This is a genomic window from Rufibacter sp. JT3400010, from assembly GCF_054956755.1.
The window spans coordinates 289,687-307,224 of sequence record NZ_JBUDXA010000002.1; the positions used below are offsets into that span (position 1 = coordinate 289,687).

The window sequence follows — 17,538 nt, forward strand, 5'->3', positions numbered from 1 at the left end:
CTCAGGTTTCTATCAGCGGGGTTTTCAAACCCAGCCACGTGCCAGCAGAGGTTTTCCCTACTTTATACGCCTGTATTCTTCTTTGTCCCACTCTATACACGCGTACGTCCTGTAAATTGCTTTCCAGTCACTGCTGTAAGGTTCAAAATTGTCGTGCTTCGGCCTGGGTATTGCCTAGGTAGGCACAAACCCTGAAAGCAGCATATTCAGGCAATCCTTTCTGGGCCGTTTTCTGTAAATCAGGCTCAAAACCACTTATTTCTTCTTAGGGCAAGAAGCAATTGGTTCAACTCACAGGAGAGTGATGGTTCTACCTACGCGGCTTGGCTGGGTTTGCTGAAACAATTTGTTTCCAGGGCTTGTACACAGGCAAACTTAACGTAAGTTAGAATCTGAAATCAGCGGAAACGCGCTCCTCCTATAAGAGAGAACCGCCTCCGGGTGCTTTACGCCACAGGGCCGGAAAACCGCAACGCTGCTACCCAGGATTTCTTTAGAAAAGCATACCTGTTTCCATGATCCGTAAGACCACCTACGCCGCGGCCAGAACCGTAGCGCCTGCCATAGAAATACATTTTGCGCAGCATCAGGCCGAGGCCCGGCAACGAGGCGAGTTGAATCTGGCCCCGGTTCCGTCTGTGAAGCTGATAGAAGCGCTCATTGACGTGGCTTTCTGGGCCAGCCTTAGAAAGGAAGAAGGACAATCGCCCAGAATCTCCCTTGCCTTTTTGCCGCCCGAGCAGGCCGGTAGTCCGCTGCTGTTCGCCCAGCGCCTTCCGCTTACCGCCTACAACCTCACCAAACTGGGTCCGGGGGTAGAACGGGCCGGTATTCACCTGGGCGTGTGGTTTGAGAAAGGCGAACTCTACATTTGGGGCACCACCCGCGAGATCCTCAGTTTTTGCTTTGTGCTGGATGTGTCTGAACCGGGTTTGCTGGTGGTCAAGTACCGGCGGACTAGCGGATTTGGGAAGTTCGCGAACGTAGCGGTGCTGAAAGGAGACGTGATCAAGCTCATAGATGAACACAGCGACAGCCTACCCGATTGCCCCGAGGTGCTCACCTCTCTGCTAGGGTTCACCAACCCTTCTACCTGGAACAACTCCGTCAATATTCTGGTGCAGTTGGCCGTTTCTATGCGCGCGCACGGCAATGGCGGCACGTTGCTGGTGGTGCCCACTGGTTCTGATGCCTGGCAAGAATCGGTGGTAAAACCCATGCAATACGCCCTTTCCCCGGCTTTCTCGGCTTTAACTGATCTAATGCAGCAGGAAAAGGAAGACCGCAGCCGAAGTATCTGGCAAGGGGCCCTTCGCCGTGAAATTGACGGCGTAGCGGGCCTTACCGCCATAGACGGCGCCACCGTGATCAATGACCGGCATGAGGTACTCGCCTTCGGGGCCAAGATTGTGCGGTCCTACGGAAACCAACCCGTAGAGCAGATAGTGGTCACCGAACCCGTACTGGGAAACGAGGCCCTTATCATTCACCCCAGCAACAACGGCGGCACCCGGCACCTCTCCGCCGCTCAGTTTGTGCACGACCAGCGCGACGCCACCGCCTTGGTCGCCTCCCAAGACGGCCGCTTCACCATCTTCAGTTGGTCTCCCTGCGAGATGATGGTCCACGCGCACCGGGTAGATACGTTGCTGTTGTAGGTGTTTTGGGGCTGGTTTGCCAAAAGAAGATTGAGAATACAGATATCCTAGTCTATTACAGAACTCAGTTCTTGATGTATGATTGACGTTACATGCGCTATAATCTTGTGGGAGGATAAAGTTCTAGTCACCCAGCGTAGTGAGAAGATGAGTCTTCCATTAAAATGGGAGTTCCCTGGCGGGAAGATTGAGCGGGGCGAAACGGCAGAAAGTTGCCTGCACAGGGAATTGATGGAAGAACTGAACATTCAGGTTGAGATCCTGAGAACGTTAAGTCCGTCCCCGTTTGATTATGGCAAATTCAGTATCAACCTCATTCCCTTTGTGGTAAATCACCTATCCGGAGAAATCATCTTAGCGGAGCACAAGACATGTAAGTGGTTAACAAGAAATGAATTAAAAGATATTGATTGGGCTCCCGCCGATATTCCTATCCTAGAAGAATTCTTAAAATTAAATATATGACCCCAGTAGGGCTTTATGAGCAACTTATCACTAAAATGGTTGCCTCGAAGTTGAATGAATTAGACCGAAACGAATTCTACATTAAAGAAACAACTTTAGATAAAATTGAAGCAGGAAGAGTTCTTTCCCAATATTTGTCTGGAGTAATCAAGCATGCCTTAAACCTGACTTCTGGGGAAGAAAGGATAGAAAAGCAGATAGAGCTTTCAAACAAAATAATTACTCTGCTGCAAAATGAATTACAAGAAGAAGAGTTTGAAGAAGATTTGATTCATACTGAGGCGAAGATTCTTTCCGCGGTCTTCTCCAAGATTGACGCTCGGTTTACTGATTTTGACAGGTACCTCAAAGAGATAACTCCTTATACCAGGTTAACCCAGAGCGAACTCTTTACCGGCAGCAACGCAGGTGTTTCCTTAGAAAGCGAGATAAAGAAGGAGATTCTTTCATCTGATAAAATCTGTTTTCTGGTTTCTTTCATCAAATGGACGGGTATACGAATCTTTGAAAGAGAGTTAGCAGAATTTACCCAGAGAGGCGGTCTGCTTAAAGTGATTACTACCTCCTATATGGGCGCTACGGACCTGAAAGCGGTAGAGTACCTTTCTTCTTTACCTAATGCTGAGATCAAGGTCTCGTACAACACAGACAATGAGAGGCTGCATGCAAAAGCCTACCTTTTCCTCAGAGAGACCGGATTCCATACTGGTTATATTGGTTCTTCTAACCTCTCACGTTCTGCGTTGACCAACGGGTTAGAGTGGAACCTGAAAGTTACCACCAAAGAGGTAGGGCATATTATTGATAAGTTTCAGAAAACCTTTGACACCTATTGGCAGGACAAAGAGTTTGAGCTCTTTGACAAGGCACGGGACGTGGAAAAGTTGAAAGGTGCTCTCAAAAAAGAAAAGCACACGGAGAGAGGTAACCCGGCCGCCTACTTTGATATCAAGCCATTTCCGTTTCAGGAAGAGATTCTAGAAAAGTTAGAGGTAGAGAGAATGGTTCATAACCGGCACAAGAACTTGATAGTAGCTGCCACCGGAACTGGTAAAACTGTTATCTCCGCATTTGACTTTAAGAACTTCAAGAGAAATCATCCCAATGCAAAGCTTTTATTTGTAGCACACAGGAAAGAGATTTTGCAACAAGCCCAAGCTACGTTCCAGGGAATTCTAAGAGAGAACAACTTCGGAGACTTGTGGCTAGACGGCATAGAGCCAGAAAGCTATGATGTTGTTTTTGCCTCTGTGCAGACGCTAAATAATCGGCTAGGATCTTTAAGCCTTTCCGCCGGTTTTTATGATTTCATCATTATAGATGAAGTGCACCACATTGCTGCTTCAAGTTACCGACCCATTCTAAACTATTTCAAGCCGAAGGTTCTGTTGGGGTTAACTGCTACCCCAGAAAGAATGGATGGGGAAGATATCTTAAAAGACTTCTGCAATACCATTGCTGCCGAGATAAGATTACCTGAAGCATTAAACAGAAAGCTGCTTTGCCCATTTCAATATTTCGGTGTTTCTGATAGTGTTGACCTATCAGGTGCAGAATGGAGAAATGGCCGATACCTACCTGGTGAACTGTCTAGAATCTATACCCAAAATGACAGAAGAGTAGGAGAGATACTTGCTAATCTAGAGAAATACTTAAGGGATATTCATGATGTAAGAGCGCTTGGTTTCTGTATCACCCAGGAGCACGCCCAATACATGGCCGAGAAATTTACCCTTGCTGGCCTAAAGGCAGACTACCTGGTGAGTTCTAGAAATGGAGAGCGTGAGACGCTTAGGGTCAAATTCGCTAAGAAGGAAATCAATTATCTTTTTGTGGTAGACATCTTCAATGAGGGGATAGATATTCCGGAGGTGGATACGGTTCTGTTTCTGCGGCCCACTGAAAGTTTAACCGTTTTCTTGCAACAACTAGGTAGAGGATTGCGGCTGGCAGAAAACAAAGATTGCTTGACGGTTCTAGACTTTGTAGGAAACGCACGTCCAGAGTATGATTTCGAAGGGAAGTTCAGGGCCTTGGTAGGTAAAACGAATACCTCTACTCAGAAAGAGATAGAAGATGATTTTCCGCACCTACCGCTAGGTTGCACCATCATTTTAGAAAAGAAGGCGAAAAACGTGATTCTTGAGAACATCAAGAAAGCAACGTCGGTGAACAGAAATCAACTGATTATCAAAATCAGGAATTATAAACACCAGACAAGCCTACCACTCACCTTGAAGAACTTTTCAGAGTTCTACCATATTCCGCTTCCTGCTATCTACAAAAGCGCTAATTGGAAAAGGCTTTGCGCACTGGCAGGGCAGATGGAAAATTACTCTGCCACCAATGAAGCTGAGGTGTATAGAGCCATAAGTAAGAAATGGCTTGCCTGTAGCTCAAGTTCCTACTTCCAGTTTGTCTTAGCCTTAGCAAAGAAGGGGTTTGAGGTAGAAATGGAGAACCTATCAGAAGCTGAAAAGGCGATGTGCTTAATGCTGCATTATGATGTGTGGCAAAATGCTGGAGGGTTTAATTCCTTGGAAGAAAGTATCAGGTCTATTGGTCAGAGCAAAATCTTAGTGGAGGAAATTGTTGAAGTCCTTGAGTTGCTAGAAGATAGAGTTGATTTCCTTGAAAGAAATATTCATCTTCCTTATGACCAGCCTCTAAAAGTGCATAGCCGCTATACAAAAGACCAAATTCTTGCCGGCTTCGGCTTTCATACTTTTGAGAAGAAATGTCCTTCCAGAGAAGGGGTATTAGTTTCTCCCGAGAAAAACACAGAGTTACTTTTTATCACGCTTAACAAGTCTGAAAAGGATTTTTCACCTACCACCCTGTATGAAGATTTTGCCATTAGTGAGAACCTCTTTCATTGGCAATCTCAAAATGCGGTAAGCCCCGACAGAGGGAAAGGCTTGAGTTACATCTATCATAAAGAACAAGGGAAAAAGATTCTGCTCTTTGTAAGGGAACGGAACGAGGATGAATATGGAAGCACAATGGGGTTTGTTTTCATTGGAGAAGGCAACCTTGCGGAACACTACGGTTCCAAGCCCATGAGCATCAAATGGGAGCTGAATGAACCCATGCCTCCGTTCCTTTGGAAGGATTCAGCGAAGATGGCGGTCGGTTAAGATCAAGGTAGGTTCATCCCTTAAAAACCATCTCCCGGTGCCAAGCCAAATTCTCAACCGCTGGATAGTGAATTGCCCCAAATGGTAAATTCAAGCGCTTTCCTTCCAGTTTTCTCAAAGCATAGGCATTCCCCTCATCTTCGGCAATAGCGGGAGAAACCACTACTTTCAACTGCGCGTCTACGGTAATCAAGCCCCGGTCGAAAGCGCGGTGCAGGTTCGGGCACAAGGCCAGGCCGTTGGTAACGCGGTCATCATTGCTTCGGCTGAAGGGCACAATATGGCAGGCATCTACCATAGAAAAGCCGTGGTTAGAAATAAGACGCATACCGGTAATGCAGCAAGTGAAGTTATAGACCTGCGGCACCAGTTTCTTGAACAAGCCACCGCGTACAAACTGCTGTTCTTCATCAGGGGCAACTTGGGGAATGGTATAGGTGGCCGCGCTTTCGTTTAAGATATAATCCTCCAAGTCGCGGAGATAACCACCCTCGTTTTTAGACTCTTGGTACACGTGCGCTTTAGCAGGAAAATAGCGGTTTAAGAGCGCTTTTTTCAGAATGGTCCGGGTTTCGGGAGCCTGAAGAAGTGCGTACAGGTCATCGGCTAGGTAAGCGAAGTCCACCAAACCATTCAGCACCTGAAAGCTTTTGACGTGGGCATTCAATTCTTTACCCGGTAATGTCTGAACAAACCAGAAACCCTCGCTGGCCAGGTAGTAAAAAGGCAGAAAGAAGTCAGGGTTATGGCCCGTGGTAACCAGCAGGGCGAAGTTCTCTTTGAAAACGCCTACCAATTCTGGAGTGATAAAGATCTTATTTTCAAGCAACTCGCCTTTCTCAAACTGCTCCATGATACTCAACAGCAAGATGGGCTTGTGTGGGGCCGGACCGTACTTGGTCACGCCCTGGCGTAAGCGGGTAACCTTCTGGAGATAAAAGGTAAGGCTGTCTGGAGGCGCAGGCATTGGCAGGAACGTTGATTTTACTTAACGAGTAAAGGAAGAATGCTTAGGTGTTTATTGCCAATTAGTCTAAAAGTAAACCTAAACAGACGGTTCTATAGGAAGATCATCTTTCCAAAGGTAGAGGGTGCTACTCATTATCAAAGCTCTTTCCCATCTGAAATATTTCAGTTCCGCTATGAAACAATTCAAGAATAAAAAGCTACCTTAAAGTAGAACAACACTGGTTCAAGGTTTTTAGCTGGCCTATGAACGATGGGGTACGATTTTGCATCACTTTACGGAAAAGACAATGGAAACAACAGACTCATTAGTGGCACCTATGCCGGGAGCCGAGCACCGCAGCGTGGGCGGGGTTCAAATGGACTTTGTGAAGGCCGGAGAAGCGCGAGTGAAACGGGTGATTTATCCGGTCGGGTTCCGGTGGTCTACCCACCTGAAGCAGATTGTAGGCACTGATCTCTGCATGCACGCGCACCTGGGTTTTCTGGCCAAAGGGCATCTCCAAATCCAATACGCCGATGGCATCTTGCAGGACCTCGTAGCGCCGCAGGTAGTGGCCATTGAACCCGGGCACGACGGCTGGGTAGTAGGAGAGGAGCCCGCCGTTTTGATTGAGTTCGATTTCGAGAAAGACACCCTCAGCCGCTTAGGAATGGAAACCTTCCACCACCATCGGCTTTTACCAAAGGCCGAGTAACCGTTTGTCTGTTCCTTTCCTAAGATGATGTCTTTGGCAATAAAGCAGCATCGCTAACCATAATCAGCGCGTTTTCAGGCTCATTTTCACAAAACACCCTCCAAACAGCAATCCCGCTCCAGATAATGTAGCGGGATTGCTGTTTTCTGCTAGTGGTGGTGATTGGAATCGGACCAACGGCACAAGGATTTTCAGTCCTTTGCTCTACCAACTGAAATGTTCAGCTAAAGCTTTCCGAAGGTAGTTTACTCTCTTTGTAAGGCAAGGCGCGTCAATAGGTGAGACAACCGACCGTCAATCTTCATTCTTTAACTTTAACTACTGCGGAGTATGCTATACAAGGCATCATTGATAAAGATGTTCTCCTTGCCAATTGTTTTCATAGAAAGGACCCCTGTTTGCTGAAGGGCTTTTAAGTACCTGGAAGCGGCTTTCCGTTCTATTCCTAGACCTTGTGAGATATATTCAATCTTGGTATACGGGTGCACAAAAAGCTGCTCTATCAAATCTTTGGAGTAGATTTTTGGTGCTTCCTGTTTCACTTTCTGCTGTATTTCCTCAAATAACAGATGAATAGCGTTGATTTGCTTAATGGTTTGCCGGGCAGTTTTCTCTGTGGCCTGTAACATGAACAGAATCCAAGCCTCCCAATTCTCCTTTGTTCTTACCTCCTGCAGCAGCCTGTAATACGCTGCTTTATGGGCGATGATATAGCTACTTAGGAAGAGGATAGGAATATCTAACTGTTGATGCAGGATAAGATAGAGCACGTTCAGAATCCTGCCGGTTCTTCCGTTGCCATCATAGAACGGATGAATACTCTCAAATTGATAGTGTTGGATGGCCATTCTAATGAAAGGCGAGATTTCTTCAGGCTCTTCATTGAGATATTCTTCCAGGTTACGCATCAGTTTGGTGAGTGCTTCTCTGTCATCGGGTGGGGTATAGATGGTGATTCCGGTAGCGTCGTTTTTAAGGGCGGTGCCCGGAAGTTGACGGGTGCCAGCCTCATTTTCGTCTAACAGCGCCTGTATGCGGCAAATGCTGTTGGTGTTCAGAAAGCCTCGTTCCTTTATTTCCTGAAAGCCATGTAACAGCGCTTCGCGGTACCGCAGTACTTCTTTAGTGGCTGGGTCTGGTTGTATTGATGTGGCCGCCATGGCTTGGTAAAGCCTATCATGGGTTGTAATGATGTTCTCTATCTCCGAACTGGCCTGCGCCTCTTTTAAGACAATAGCATTGATAAGGATTCCTTGGTTTGGCAATGTTTTGGCCAGTCCTTTCAGTTCTGCCACTGCTACTGCCGCCTTGCTCTCTTGCTTTAAGATGGCAATTGACTCTATCTGCTCAGTAGGAGGGGGTAATAAAGGTAAATGGTTATAAGGCTTGTCTACCTCTAAATCCTTAATGGTATTTGTCATGGGACAAAAATAGCAAAAATGGTACATGAATCACAGAACGTGTCCCATGATGGGACACGTCCTGTGATTCATGTACCATCATGGGACAACTAGGAATAAGACCTTCCGCTGCTATGGTTTTTTTCTAAACCGGTGCTGTAGCTGTTTCAGGCCTCTTTCTCCCAAAAACACCCCAAAAACAAAAATCCCACTCCATTATCTGAAGCGGGATTCTCTTTTCTGCTGGTGGTGATGATTGGAATCGAACCAACGACACAAGGATTTTCAGTCCTTTGCTCTACCAACTGAGCTACATCACCAGCACCTTTTTAGGAACCTTTCCGGAGGTGTTTCGCTGCCGTTCTGGTTAAAAAGTATGCAAATGTAAGGAGCCTGCGCGGATTTGCAAAACTTAAAGCAAAAAAATCTTTTATGCCCTTTTCAGAATACTTTGTTAAATTCGTTCGTAGTACAAGCAGTTTCCATCACTAAACTTCCCTTCTGTGATCAGTAATATTGCCTTTTTAATCGTGGCGGTGCTAGGTATCGGTCTGTTTGTGTGGCAGATCCGTAAAATTGTCCGCAATATAAACATGGGGCGTGACAAGGAGATTTCCGGTAACGTTTCAGAGCGAATCAAGACCCTTTTATTGGTGGCATTTGGCCAACAAAAAATGTTTAAGCGGCCCTTGCCCGCCGTGTTGCACCTGTTTGTGTACATCGGGTTTCTGGTCATTAACGTGGAATTGATTGAGATTCTGATTGACGGCGTCTTCGGAACGCACCGCATCCTGGGCGTACTGGGGCCAGTGTACAGCGTGCTAATGGCCATCAATGAGGTATTGGGGCTGCTGGTGATCATCGCCTGCGTCATCTTCCTGGCCCGCCGTAACCTCACCAAGGTGCCACGCCTCACCCGCGGAGCCGAAATGCGAGCCTGGCCGAAGATGGATGCCAACGTGATTCTGGTCACCGAGATCGTGCTCATGTTGGCCTTGTTCGCCTTCAACATTGCAGACCAGAAACTGGCGCAACTAAGCGGGCATCAACTGCCGGGGGCTTTCCCAGTGAGTGGCCTAATGGTAGACCTGTTCGGGAGCGATGTGAGTACCTTGACTGTGATTGCCGGTATTGGCTGGTGGGTGCACATTCTGGGTATTCTGGCCTTTATGAACTACCTGCCCAGCTCCAAGCACTTCCACATCATTACGTCTTTCCCCAACGTGTACTACTCCAAACTGGAGCCGAAGGGCCAGTTCAGCAACGTGGAAAGCATCACGCACGAAATCAAAGCCATGCTGGACCCCAGCTACGTAGTGCCACCCGCGCCCGAAGGTGCCGACCCGCAGAAGTTTGGCGCCAAAGACGTGGAAGATCTTACCTGGAAACAGCTCCTGGACTCCTACACCTGTACCGAGTGCGGCCGCTGTACCAGCGTATGCCCGGCCAACCTAACGGGCAAGCTGCTGTCGCCGCGTAAGATTGTGATGGACACCCGTGACCGGATGGAGGAGAAAGGCGAATCGCCGCTCATCTTCGCGCCCGCCAATTACAAAGAAGAATCTGAGCGCGTAAAGGTAACCGAAGAAAAAACGCTGTTACGCGGCTATGTAACGCCTGAGGAGCTGTGGGCCTGTACTACCTGCAACGCCTGCGTAGAGTCCTGCCCGGTGAACATCAACCAACTGTCTACCATCATTGACCTGCGCCGCTATCTGGTGCTGGAAGAATCGGCGGCACCGGCCTCTCTGAATACCATGTTCAACAACATTGAGAACAACGGCGCGCCGTGGGCCTTCTCGCCTAGCGACCGCTTCAACTGGGCCGATGATTTGTACACCGTTTCCAAAAACTAGCCCTAAAACAAAATCTTAGCTAACAAGCATTAGCTTTTGTGCGGCATGCCGAATAAATTGCATAGGAGCACATTAACTAATTAGCACCTTACCCTAGATGGCAGAGAAAAAACAGATACAAGTACCCGTCATGGCCGACCTGGCCGCACGTGGCGAAACCCCCGAAGTATTGTTCTGGGTGGGCTGCGCCGGTGCCTTTGACGACCGCTATAAAAACGTTACCCGTGCTTTCGTGCGCATCCTGGAGCACGTAGGCACCAAATACGCCGTATTGGGCATGGAAGAAACTTGCACCGGTGATCCTGCTAAGCGTGCCGGCAACGAGTTCCTGTTCCAGATGCAAGCCATGACCAACATCGCTACACTGGACGGCTACGGCATTAAAACCATTGTGACGGCCTGTCCGCACTGCTTCAATACCATCAAGAACGAGTACCCAGCGCTGGGCGGAAACTATGAGGTCATTCACCACTCCACGTTTTTGCAGAACCTCATCAACGAAGGCAAAGTGAAGATTGCCGGGGGCGGCGAGTTCAAAGGCAAACGCATCACCTTCCATGACTCCTGCTACCTGGGTCGCGCCAACAACATCTACGAGGCACCCCGTGAGGTATTAGCTGCTCTGGACGCTGACCTGGTGGAAATGAAACGCAGCCGCGCCAACGGCCTGTGCTGCGGGGCCGGTGGTGCCCAGATGTGGAAAGAACCGGAACCCGGCAACAAAGACATCAACGTAGAGCGCGCCGAGGAAGCCATTGGCACTGGAGCCACCATCATCGCCAGCGCCTGCCCGTTCTGCATGACCATGATGGCCGATGGTGTGAAAAGCCAGAACAAAGAAGACTCCGTTCAAGTATTTGATATAGCCGAACTCATTGCCCAAGCTGAAGGCATTAATGCGTAGTTTGAGTACCAAGTAGCGCGTATCAGGTAGCACGATTAGTAAGCAAAAGCGTTTCAAGGCAGTTTTCAGAAAGCAGGCTTGAAGCGCTTCCATTACATCCATGCACATCCATGCTTCAAGTTTGTAACTTGGAGCTTTTATTGCCGCAAGTTTGCAACTTGCGTATTCCACAAGAGAGATTCGGAAGTTACAAACTTCCATCATGAAAGCCACAAGTTATAAACTTGCGGCATGTGTAGAGGGCATAGATAGAGTGAGGAAGCAATGTGTTTTTGGCCTGAATTTCAGAAAACAGCCTCTAAACGCAGATTACCAGATGTGCTTTCGTGCCGTTCTTAACGTATGGAGTAATTAGCACATCAGCACATTACCATATTAGCAGATTACCAAAATGTACGTTCCTTTTGAACAATTGCCGCCGTATAGCCGGCTGTGGGTGTACCAGATCAACCGTCCGCTTACCTTAGAGGAGGAGGCACGCATGAACCAGCTGTTGCAGGATTTCGTAACGGAGTGGAGTAGCCACGGCCGCGATTTGCAGGCATCTTTTACCATCAAGGAACGCCACTTTCTGTTTCTGGCCACCAATGAAGAAGTGGCCTCGGCCAGTGGGTGTTCCATAGATAAATCAGTCGCTTTCATAAGGCAATTAGAGCAGGATTTTAACGTTCAATTATTTGACCGTACCCAGTTGGCGTTCAGCCAGGAAGACAGGGTGCAGTTAGTGCCCATGGCGAAGATAAAAGCCGAGGTTGCGGCCGGAACATTATCGCCTGATTCGCTTTATTTTGATACCTTGATACCCACGGTGGGGGCGCTCCAGCAACAGTGGCCCAAACCGGCAAAAGATACTTGGCTGGCTCGGTACTTTCAGAGCCAATAACACGTGTAAATGCACATGATGCGACAGAACAGAACCCTTGTACTAGGAGTGGCCTTGTCTTTGGCAGTGGCGGCTTGCGGGCCTTTCCAGAGCTCCGTGCAAAAAGGCAACAAAAGCTTCGGCAAAGAAGAATACCAGCCCGCCATAGAGCACTACCAGGCCGCTTTGAAAAAAGGCCGGACCGGGGCAGAGGTGAACTTCAAGTTAGCCGAGGCGTACCGGCTCTCTAACCGTCTGCCGCAGGCCGAAGAGTTCTACAAAGCCGCCCTAGACGCCCGCAAAACCGAGGAAACCATGTTCCGGTATGGCATGGCGCTCAAGGCGAACGGCAAATACGAAGAAGCCGCCACCCAGTTGCAAAGCTACCTGGCGGTGGCCTCTAACAAGACGTTCATCAAACTGGCGCAGCAGGAGGTGAACAACCTGAAGCAGGTAGCCAGCATCATCAATACGCCTACTTACAAGATTGTACGGCCGGTTCCCGCTGCCAACACCGCTGCTTCTGAGTTTTCGCCCGTAATCCTGAACAACGAGGTCATTTTCTCGTCCACCCGTGAAGATATCAAGTACAAAGGCAACGGCGAAGGCTTCCTGAATCTGTACGTGGTGCCCGTAGCCGATACCGGAATGGTCGCTGCTCCTTCGGTAAGGCCTTTTGCGGCGGCTTTAAATGCCCCGGAAGTGCACGATGCTTCTCCCGCTTTCACTAACGAGGGTCGTACCATGGTCTTTGCTAGAAGCAACACTGGCAAGAAGAGCGGAACCGCCAACGTGGACCTGTACATTTCGCAATACAAAACCGGAGAATGGTCAGAGCCACGTCTGGCCAGTTTCAATGACCCGGTAGCCTGGGATTCTTCGCCCGCGTTCTCGCCAGATGGTCGCACGTTGTACTTTTCCTCTGACCGCCGGGGCGGGCAAGGCGGCCGCGATATCTGGATGACCACCTTAGATGCCGGCGGGCGTTTCTCCCGTCCGGTGAACCTGGGCCCTACCATCAACACGCCGGGGAATGAGTCCTTCCCGTACGTGGCGGCAGACAGCACCTTGTACATTGCCTCAGACGGTCACCCGGGCTTAGGCGGCTTGGATGTCTTCCGCATCAGCGGAGATTCAGTGATTAACATGGGTACGCCCATCAACTCCGTAGGCGATGATTTCTCTATCCTGCTTACTGGCGAAGACCAGGGCTTTTTTGCCTCTAACCGCGCCGGTGGCCAGGGCGGCGATGATATCTATTCCTTCGTGAAACGCCAGCCTAAGCTGGTTAACTTCTTCGTAGACGGCCGCGTGCTGGAGCGCAACGAAACCACCAACACTACCACGCCCATGGCGAACGTGCGGGTTACCCTGCAGAATGCCGAAGGTGTGAAAGTCACCGAAGCCACCGCCGATGCCCGCGGAAACTTCACCTTCAAACTGGATTCTGCCAGCGTGTATTCTGTGATTGCGGAGCGAACCGGCTACTTTGCGGCCCGTCAGCCCGTAGTTACCCAAGGCAAAACGCCGCCGCAAAGCGAATTAACGCAGCCAGTCACCGACATCCGTTTGACAACCACGCTCACGCTTTCCAAGATTGTGCGCAACAGAGCCATTGTGGTAGAGAATATCTTCTATGACTATGACAAAGCCGATATCCGGCCAGATGCGGCCGTGGAGCTGGACAAATTGGTGCAGACGCTAAGAGATAACCCGGCTATTACCATTGAGCTGAGTTCGCATACAGACAGCAGGGGCGTAGATATCTACAACCAGGACCTGTCGCAACGCCGGGCCCAGAGTGCCGTGGACTACATCATCTCCAAAGGCATAGATGCCAAACGCATTACGGCCCGTGGTTACGGCGAGTCCAGACCAGTGGTACGTAACGCCCGCACCGAGGCCCAGCATCAACGCAACCGCCGCACTGAGTTCACGGTAACCCGCATTGACGAACAGCCATAAGTGAACAGCTGGCGATTACTACTCAATTTGAAATACCAAAAGAAAAGCCTCTCATAACCGGGAGGCTTTCTTATTTTTGCCCTGCAATGGGCAGCACTATGTTTTAGGGCTGTTTTTGTAAAACGAAGCCCCAAACGGCTTTTTACCTCAATCACTACCACCATGGAAAACCGGTATTTGCAGCGCGGCGTCTCCGCCTCTAAAGAAGATGTGCACAACGCCATTAAGAACATAGACAAAGGCTTGTTTCCGAAAGCGTTTTGCAAAATCATTCCAGACCTGTTGGTGGGTGACCCCGAGTTCTGCAACATCATGCACGCCGATGGCGCCGGCACCAAATCTGCGTTGGCCTACCTTTACTGGCGCGAAACCGGTGATCTTTCCGTCTGGAAAGGTATTGCCCAAGACGCCATCGTGATGAATACTGATGATTTGCTCTGCGTAGGCGCTACCGATAACATTCTGCTGTCTTCCACCATTGGCCGGAACAAGAACCTGGTGCCCGGTGAGGTGATTGCCGCCATCATTAACGGTACCGAGGAAGTTCTGCAAATGCTCCGCGACAACGGCATTGGCATTTACAGCACCGGCGGCGAGACCGCCGATGTAGGCGACCTGGTACGCACCATCATTGTGGACAGCACCGTCACGGCCCGAATGAAACGCTCTGACGTGATCTCCAACCATACCATTCAGCCCGGCGATGTGATTGTGGGTTTCTCGTCCTATGGCCAAACCACCTACGAAACCGAGTACAACGGCGGCATGGGCAGCAACGGCCTCACTTCGGCCCGCCATGATGTGTTCGCCAATTACTTGGCCAAGAATTACCCAGAGAGCTTTGACCCGGCCGTACCTTCTGACTTGGTGTACTCTGGCTCTTGCAACCTAACCGATGTGAACGAGGAAACTAGCTTAACCGTGGGCAAACTGGTGTTGTCGCCCACCAGAACCTATGCGCCGTTGGTACAGGCCATTTTGAAAGATTACAGAAGCCAGTTGCACGGCATGGTGCATTGCAGCGGAGGGGCGCAAACCAAGGTGCTGCATTTCACGGAGAAGGTACACATCATCAAAGACAACTTATTGCCAGTGCCACCGCTGTTCCGGCTTATTCAGGAGCAGAGCAACACTAGTTGGCAGGAAATGTACAAAGTCTTCAACATGGGCCACCGCCTGGAACTGTACGTGCCCGAAGCCATTGCGCAGGATTTGATTAGTATCAGTCAATCTTTCAACCTGGAGGCGCAGGTAATTGGCCGGGTAGAGGCCAGCGAGAAGAACGAACTCACCATCCAGAGTCCGTACGGCCAATATCATTACGAGGGATAAGCCTCCAAATAACAGAACGCATAAAAAGAAATCCTTTCCGGTTAGGGGTTGTTTTCCTGAAAACAGTCTCTAACCGGAAAGGATTTCTTTTTGCTATATAGGTTTGGCACACTATTGGATTCAGGCCTTTGTGTCTCTAAATCACTACTACTATGAAACGTCTCTACTTTCTGCCTTTTCTTTTGCTCTGCCTGGTGGAAGCTTTGCACGCCCAGCCTAACTTAGACGCCGCCCTGCTAGTGGAAACCCAGCGTGGCGAGTATTTCCATTTGACCATTGGTGGTAAATTGATCAATCCGGTGCCGTATGCTAGGGTAGCGGTAAGTGATTTACCCGCAGGCCGGCATATCCTGCACGTGCGGGTGTTGGGCAGAAGCCGGAGGGCCCAGAACATTACCGCTGAGGTGATCTTGCAGCATGGTTTTGAGAGTGTGTACGTGTTGGCGCCCACCGTGCCGGGCCGGGCTTTCCCGTTGGTGTTACGCAAAGTGGAGGATGTGCCGTTGTCCCAGCCCGCGCCGCCTGCTCCCGGAAATGACATCTGCCGCTACGTGATGGAAAAGCCCGATGTAGACCGGGTGTTGCGGTTCATGAAGGAAGAAGGCTTTGACGACCGAAGGCTGGAAATCGCTAAGGGTGAAATAAAACTGGCCGGAGGCCTCATGACCGAAGACCTGTATTTGCTCATGAAAGCGCTCAGTTTTGAAGATCGCAGAGTGCAACTGGCCAAATTCGCGTATGAGTATGTGTGTGACCGCCAGCGGTTCAGCCGTGTGCTGGATGCCCTGGAGTTCAGCAGCAGTAAACGTGAGTTGCAAGACTTTCTCTATAAGCAATAGCGTGGTATTAGGCAGAAAGGGGGGTAAAGCAAAGTGGAAGTTTTCCCGTTCGGGAGAAGGCCCGTAAACCAAAAGAGGCTCCGCTTATACAAGCGGAGCCTCTTTCTTGAAAGGTGATCAGGTTCTAACGCAGGCGGTCCATAGAACGCACCAAGTCTTCATCGCGCTTGATAAAGCGGTTGGCCAATACGTTCATTAATAAACCGAAAGCCGGTAAGTAGAAACCAGAAAGGTATTCGCCCTGGGTTTGGGTTTTAACCATGTCTTCGCCCACGTAAGAAGAAAAATAGAAAGCGCAACCCATGAGAGCGGCCATTACCAAGGAGTTCAGCAAGCCCAGTTTCATTTGGGTAAGGCGGCTCTTGTACTGGAAAATTTCATATAACGCAATCAACGCGGCCACACCAGCCAGAATAGCGATGAAGATGGTGCTCTTGGAGGCAGCGTCTGCCCCTCCGTTTACGGGTGCTAATGAAAAAGCGGTTAAGGCATATTCCTGACCATTGGCGGGATTGGTTTTTGCCCAGATAGGCAAAAAGAACATGGCCACCATGGCAATCACAATCAGCAACAGGAAAACGCTCTGGACTCTCTGTATCATAAATTTGGTTTGGTTTCGGTTTTACTGCAAAACTACACAAAACTTGTTAATCAGATAAGGGACGCCCCAGAATCATAGCATCTCTCTTCTGACACGCGCTCTTTTCTTCAGCGAAGGTAACATACGCCAAAGGTAGAATTTAGGGAATCAGAGTATCAGTAGCTTATAAAATATTAAAACAAGAGATGGGTTTTCTGCCTGTTTTGGCACAAACGTTGCAAAAGCAATGGTAAATACAAAAGCCTGAAATATGAAACGATTGGTCCTGTTCAGTTTGGTGAGTTTGGTGTTGTGGGGGAATGAAGTAGCTTCGGCGCAGCCGATGGAAAAGAACCCGGTGATGGAAGCCCGTATGAAACAAGCTTCCAAAGCAGAAAAGCAACGCGCCAAAGCACTAGCCAAGGCTGCCCGCCAAGATGCTGCTTACCAGCAGGAAACCGCGAAAGCCAAGGGAAAATACGAACGCGACCAAATCAACCTGAAAGAAGAATATAACCGCCGCCAGCACAAGCTACATGATAAGTATGCGAAGTCTAACGCTTCTGGTTTTGAGCAGGAAGTAGCCCACCTGAAAGCCGAGTACGAGCAGGACAGACAGCAGTTGCAGGAACGCTATGAGCGGAAGCGTGACCAACGGCAAGCAGCCTGGCAGTCGCAGAGAAGTTCGGTTTCTTTGGTGAGTCTGTAAAAAGTGCCTTAAAACATAATCCATCCGTCAGCCAGAGCGGCCTCTTTCTAAGGGGCCGTTTTTTTTGTGCGGATGGTGTTCAGAGGAAGGTAGAAGCTTATTTTAAGGCTGATTTCTGTAAAAAGGCCGCAAAATAGGTTTGCTTTCTCCTGGGGAAGGGGGCAGAG

Annotated in this window: 15 protein-coding genes and 2 tRNA genes; 11 read left to right on the top strand and 6 right to left on the bottom strand. The window is 49.3% G+C overall.

Going from position 1 to position 17,538, the window contains the following annotated elements:
• Position 1 precedes the first annotated feature (1 nt).
• A complete protein-coding gene (locus ACY0JR_RS03030; protein WP_462632494.1) occupies positions 2–127 on the bottom strand; it encodes a nuclease A inhibitor family protein in 126 nt (41 codons plus the stop codon).
• A gap of 388 nt (positions 128–515) precedes the next feature.
• On the opposite strand from ACY0JR_RS03030, the gene ACY0JR_RS03035 reads away from it, so the two are divergent.
• From ACY0JR_RS03035 to ACY0JR_RS03045, 3 genes are all read left to right on the top strand, one after another.
• Positions 516–1,658, top strand: coding sequence for a putative sensor domain DACNV-containing protein (locus tag ACY0JR_RS03035; RefSeq protein WP_462632385.1), 1,143 nt, complete (start codon positions 516–518; stop codon positions 1,656–1,658).
• A gap of 78 nt (positions 1,659–1,736) precedes the next feature.
• Positions 1,737–2,123, top strand: coding sequence for a (deoxy)nucleoside triphosphate pyrophosphohydrolase (locus ACY0JR_RS03040; protein WP_462632386.1), 387 nt, complete (start codon positions 1,737–1,739; stop codon positions 2,121–2,123).
• Positions 2,124–2,158: 35 nt separating this feature from the next.
• Positions 2,159–5,260 (top strand): DUF3427 domain-containing protein, encoded by a 3,102-nt coding sequence (locus ACY0JR_RS03045; RefSeq protein ID WP_462632495.1) that lies wholly within the window; start codon positions 2,159–2,161, stop codon positions 5,258–5,260.
• A gap of 13 nt (positions 5,261–5,273) precedes the next feature.
• Here ACY0JR_RS03045 and ACY0JR_RS03050 read toward each other — a convergent pair whose 3' ends face one another.
• Positions 5,274–6,227: an HNH endonuclease gene (locus ACY0JR_RS03050; protein WP_462632387.1), complete on the bottom strand. Its 954-nt coding sequence runs from the start codon at positions 6,225–6,227 to the stop codon at positions 5,274–5,276.
• Positions 6,228–6,516: 289 nt separating this feature from the next.
• On the opposite strand from ACY0JR_RS03050, the gene ACY0JR_RS03055 reads away from it, so the two are divergent.
• Positions 6,517–6,924 (top strand): cupin domain-containing protein, encoded by a 408-nt coding sequence (locus ACY0JR_RS03055; RefSeq protein ID WP_462632388.1) that lies wholly within the window; start codon positions 6,517–6,519, stop codon positions 6,922–6,924.
• Positions 6,925–7,077: 153 nt separating this feature from the next.
• Here ACY0JR_RS03055 and ACY0JR_RS03060 read toward each other — a convergent pair.
• From ACY0JR_RS03060 to ACY0JR_RS03070, 3 genes are all read right to left on the bottom strand, one after another.
• Positions 7,078–7,142 (bottom strand) — tRNA-Phe (locus tag ACY0JR_RS03060).
• A gap of 96 nt (positions 7,143–7,238) precedes the next feature.
• Positions 7,239–8,345 carry a Fic family protein gene (locus ACY0JR_RS03065; protein ID WP_462632389.1) on the bottom strand — a complete coding sequence of 369 codons (1,107 nt, stop codon included), beginning with the start codon at positions 8,343–8,345 and terminating at the stop codon, positions 7,239–7,241.
• Positions 8,346–8,568: 223 nt separating this feature from the next.
• A tRNA-Phe gene (locus ACY0JR_RS03070) sits at positions 8,569–8,644 on the bottom strand.
• Positions 8,645–8,827: 183 nt separating this feature from the next.
• On the opposite strand from ACY0JR_RS03070, the gene ACY0JR_RS03075 reads away from it, so the two are divergent.
• The 6 genes from ACY0JR_RS03075 (at position 8,828) to ACY0JR_RS03100 (ending at position 16,082) form a co-directional block, all read left to right on the top strand.
• Entirely contained in the window at positions 8,828–10,180 is a 1,353-nt protein-coding gene (locus ACY0JR_RS03075; protein ID WP_462632390.1) for a 4Fe-4S dicluster domain-containing protein, read from the top strand.
• A 97-nt stretch (positions 10,181–10,277) separates the two neighbouring features.
• Entirely contained in the window at positions 10,278–11,084 is an 807-nt protein-coding gene (locus ACY0JR_RS03080; RefSeq protein ID WP_462632391.1) for a (Fe-S)-binding protein, read from the top strand.
• Positions 11,085–11,475: 391 nt separating this feature from the next.
• A complete protein-coding gene (locus ACY0JR_RS03085; RefSeq protein WP_462632392.1) occupies positions 11,476–11,967 on the top strand; it encodes a hypothetical protein in 492 nt (163 codons plus the stop codon).
• Between the two features lie 15 nt (positions 11,968–11,982).
• Positions 11,983–13,911, top strand: coding sequence for an OmpA family protein (locus ACY0JR_RS03090; protein ID WP_462632393.1), 1,929 nt, complete (start codon positions 11,983–11,985; stop codon positions 13,909–13,911).
• 162 nt (positions 13,912–14,073) lie between these two features.
• The gene (locus tag ACY0JR_RS03095; protein ID WP_462632394.1) at positions 14,074–15,243 is read left to right on the top strand and encodes an AIR synthase related protein; all 1,170 of its coding nucleotides are present in this window, start codon (positions 14,074–14,076) and stop codon (positions 15,241–15,243) included.
• A gap of 152 nt (positions 15,244–15,395) precedes the next feature.
• Positions 15,396–16,082, top strand: coding sequence for a DUF4476 domain-containing protein (locus ACY0JR_RS03100; protein WP_462632396.1), 687 nt, complete (start codon positions 15,396–15,398; stop codon positions 16,080–16,082).
• A 124-nt stretch (positions 16,083–16,206) separates the two neighbouring features.
• Here ACY0JR_RS03100 and ACY0JR_RS03105 read toward each other — a convergent pair whose 3' ends face one another.
• Positions 16,207–16,683 carry a DUF4293 domain-containing protein gene (locus tag ACY0JR_RS03105; protein ID WP_462632398.1) on the bottom strand — a complete coding sequence of 159 codons (477 nt, stop codon included), beginning with the start codon at positions 16,681–16,683 and terminating at the stop codon, positions 16,207–16,209.
• A gap of 250 nt (positions 16,684–16,933) precedes the next feature.
• Between ACY0JR_RS03105 and ACY0JR_RS03110 the strand changes: the two genes are divergently transcribed.
• On the top strand, positions 16,934–17,371 hold the full coding sequence (locus ACY0JR_RS03110) for a hypothetical protein (protein WP_462632399.1): 438 nt from the start codon (positions 16,934–16,936) through the stop codon (positions 17,369–17,371).
• Positions 17,372–17,538 lie beyond the last annotated feature (167 nt).

What these genes read in the sequence shown, in the direction of transcription:
- ACY0JR_RS03055 (WP_462632388.1), top strand. Translation starts at nt 6,517, where the DNA reads ATGGAAACAACAGACTCATTAGTGGCACCTATGCCGGGAGCCGAGCAC.
- ACY0JR_RS03080 (WP_462632391.1), top strand. Translation starts at nt 10,278, where the DNA reads ATGGCAGAGAAAAAACAGATACAAGTACCCGTCATGGCCGACCTGGCC.
- ACY0JR_RS03035 (WP_462632385.1), top strand. Translation starts at nt 516, where the DNA reads ATGATCCGTAAGACCACCTACGCCGCGGCCAGAACCGTAGCGCCTGCC.
- ACY0JR_RS03050 (WP_462632387.1), bottom strand. Translation starts at nt 6,227, where the DNA reads ATGCCTGCGCCTCCAGACAGCCTTACCTTTTATCTCCAGAAGGTTACC.
- ACY0JR_RS03095 (WP_462632394.1), top strand. Translation starts at nt 14,074, where the DNA reads ATGGAAAACCGGTATTTGCAGCGCGGCGTCTCCGCCTCTAAAGAAGAT.
- ACY0JR_RS03040 (WP_462632386.1), top strand. Translation starts at nt 1,737, where the DNA reads ATGATTGACGTTACATGCGCTATAATCTTGTGGGAGGATAAAGTTCTA.
- ACY0JR_RS03085 (WP_462632392.1), top strand. Translation starts at nt 11,476, where the DNA reads ATGTACGTTCCTTTTGAACAATTGCCGCCGTATAGCCGGCTGTGGGTG.
- ACY0JR_RS03105 (WP_462632398.1), bottom strand. Translation starts at nt 16,683, where the DNA reads ATGATACAGAGAGTCCAGAGCGTTTTCCTGTTGCTGATTGTGATTGCC.
- ACY0JR_RS03090 (WP_462632393.1), top strand. Translation starts at nt 11,983, where the DNA reads ATGATGCGACAGAACAGAACCCTTGTACTAGGAGTGGCCTTGTCTTTG.
- ACY0JR_RS03100 (WP_462632396.1), top strand. Translation starts at nt 15,396, where the DNA reads ATGAAACGTCTCTACTTTCTGCCTTTTCTTTTGCTCTGCCTGGTGGAA.
- ACY0JR_RS03065 (WP_462632389.1), bottom strand. Translation starts at nt 8,345, where the DNA reads ATGACAAATACCATTAAGGATTTAGAGGTAGACAAGCCTTATAACCAT.
- ACY0JR_RS03110 (WP_462632399.1), top strand. Translation starts at nt 16,934, where the DNA reads ATGAAACGATTGGTCCTGTTCAGTTTGGTGAGTTTGGTGTTGTGGGGG.
- ACY0JR_RS03045 (WP_462632495.1), top strand. Translation starts at nt 2,159, where the DNA reads ATGGTTGCCTCGAAGTTGAATGAATTAGACCGAAACGAATTCTACATT.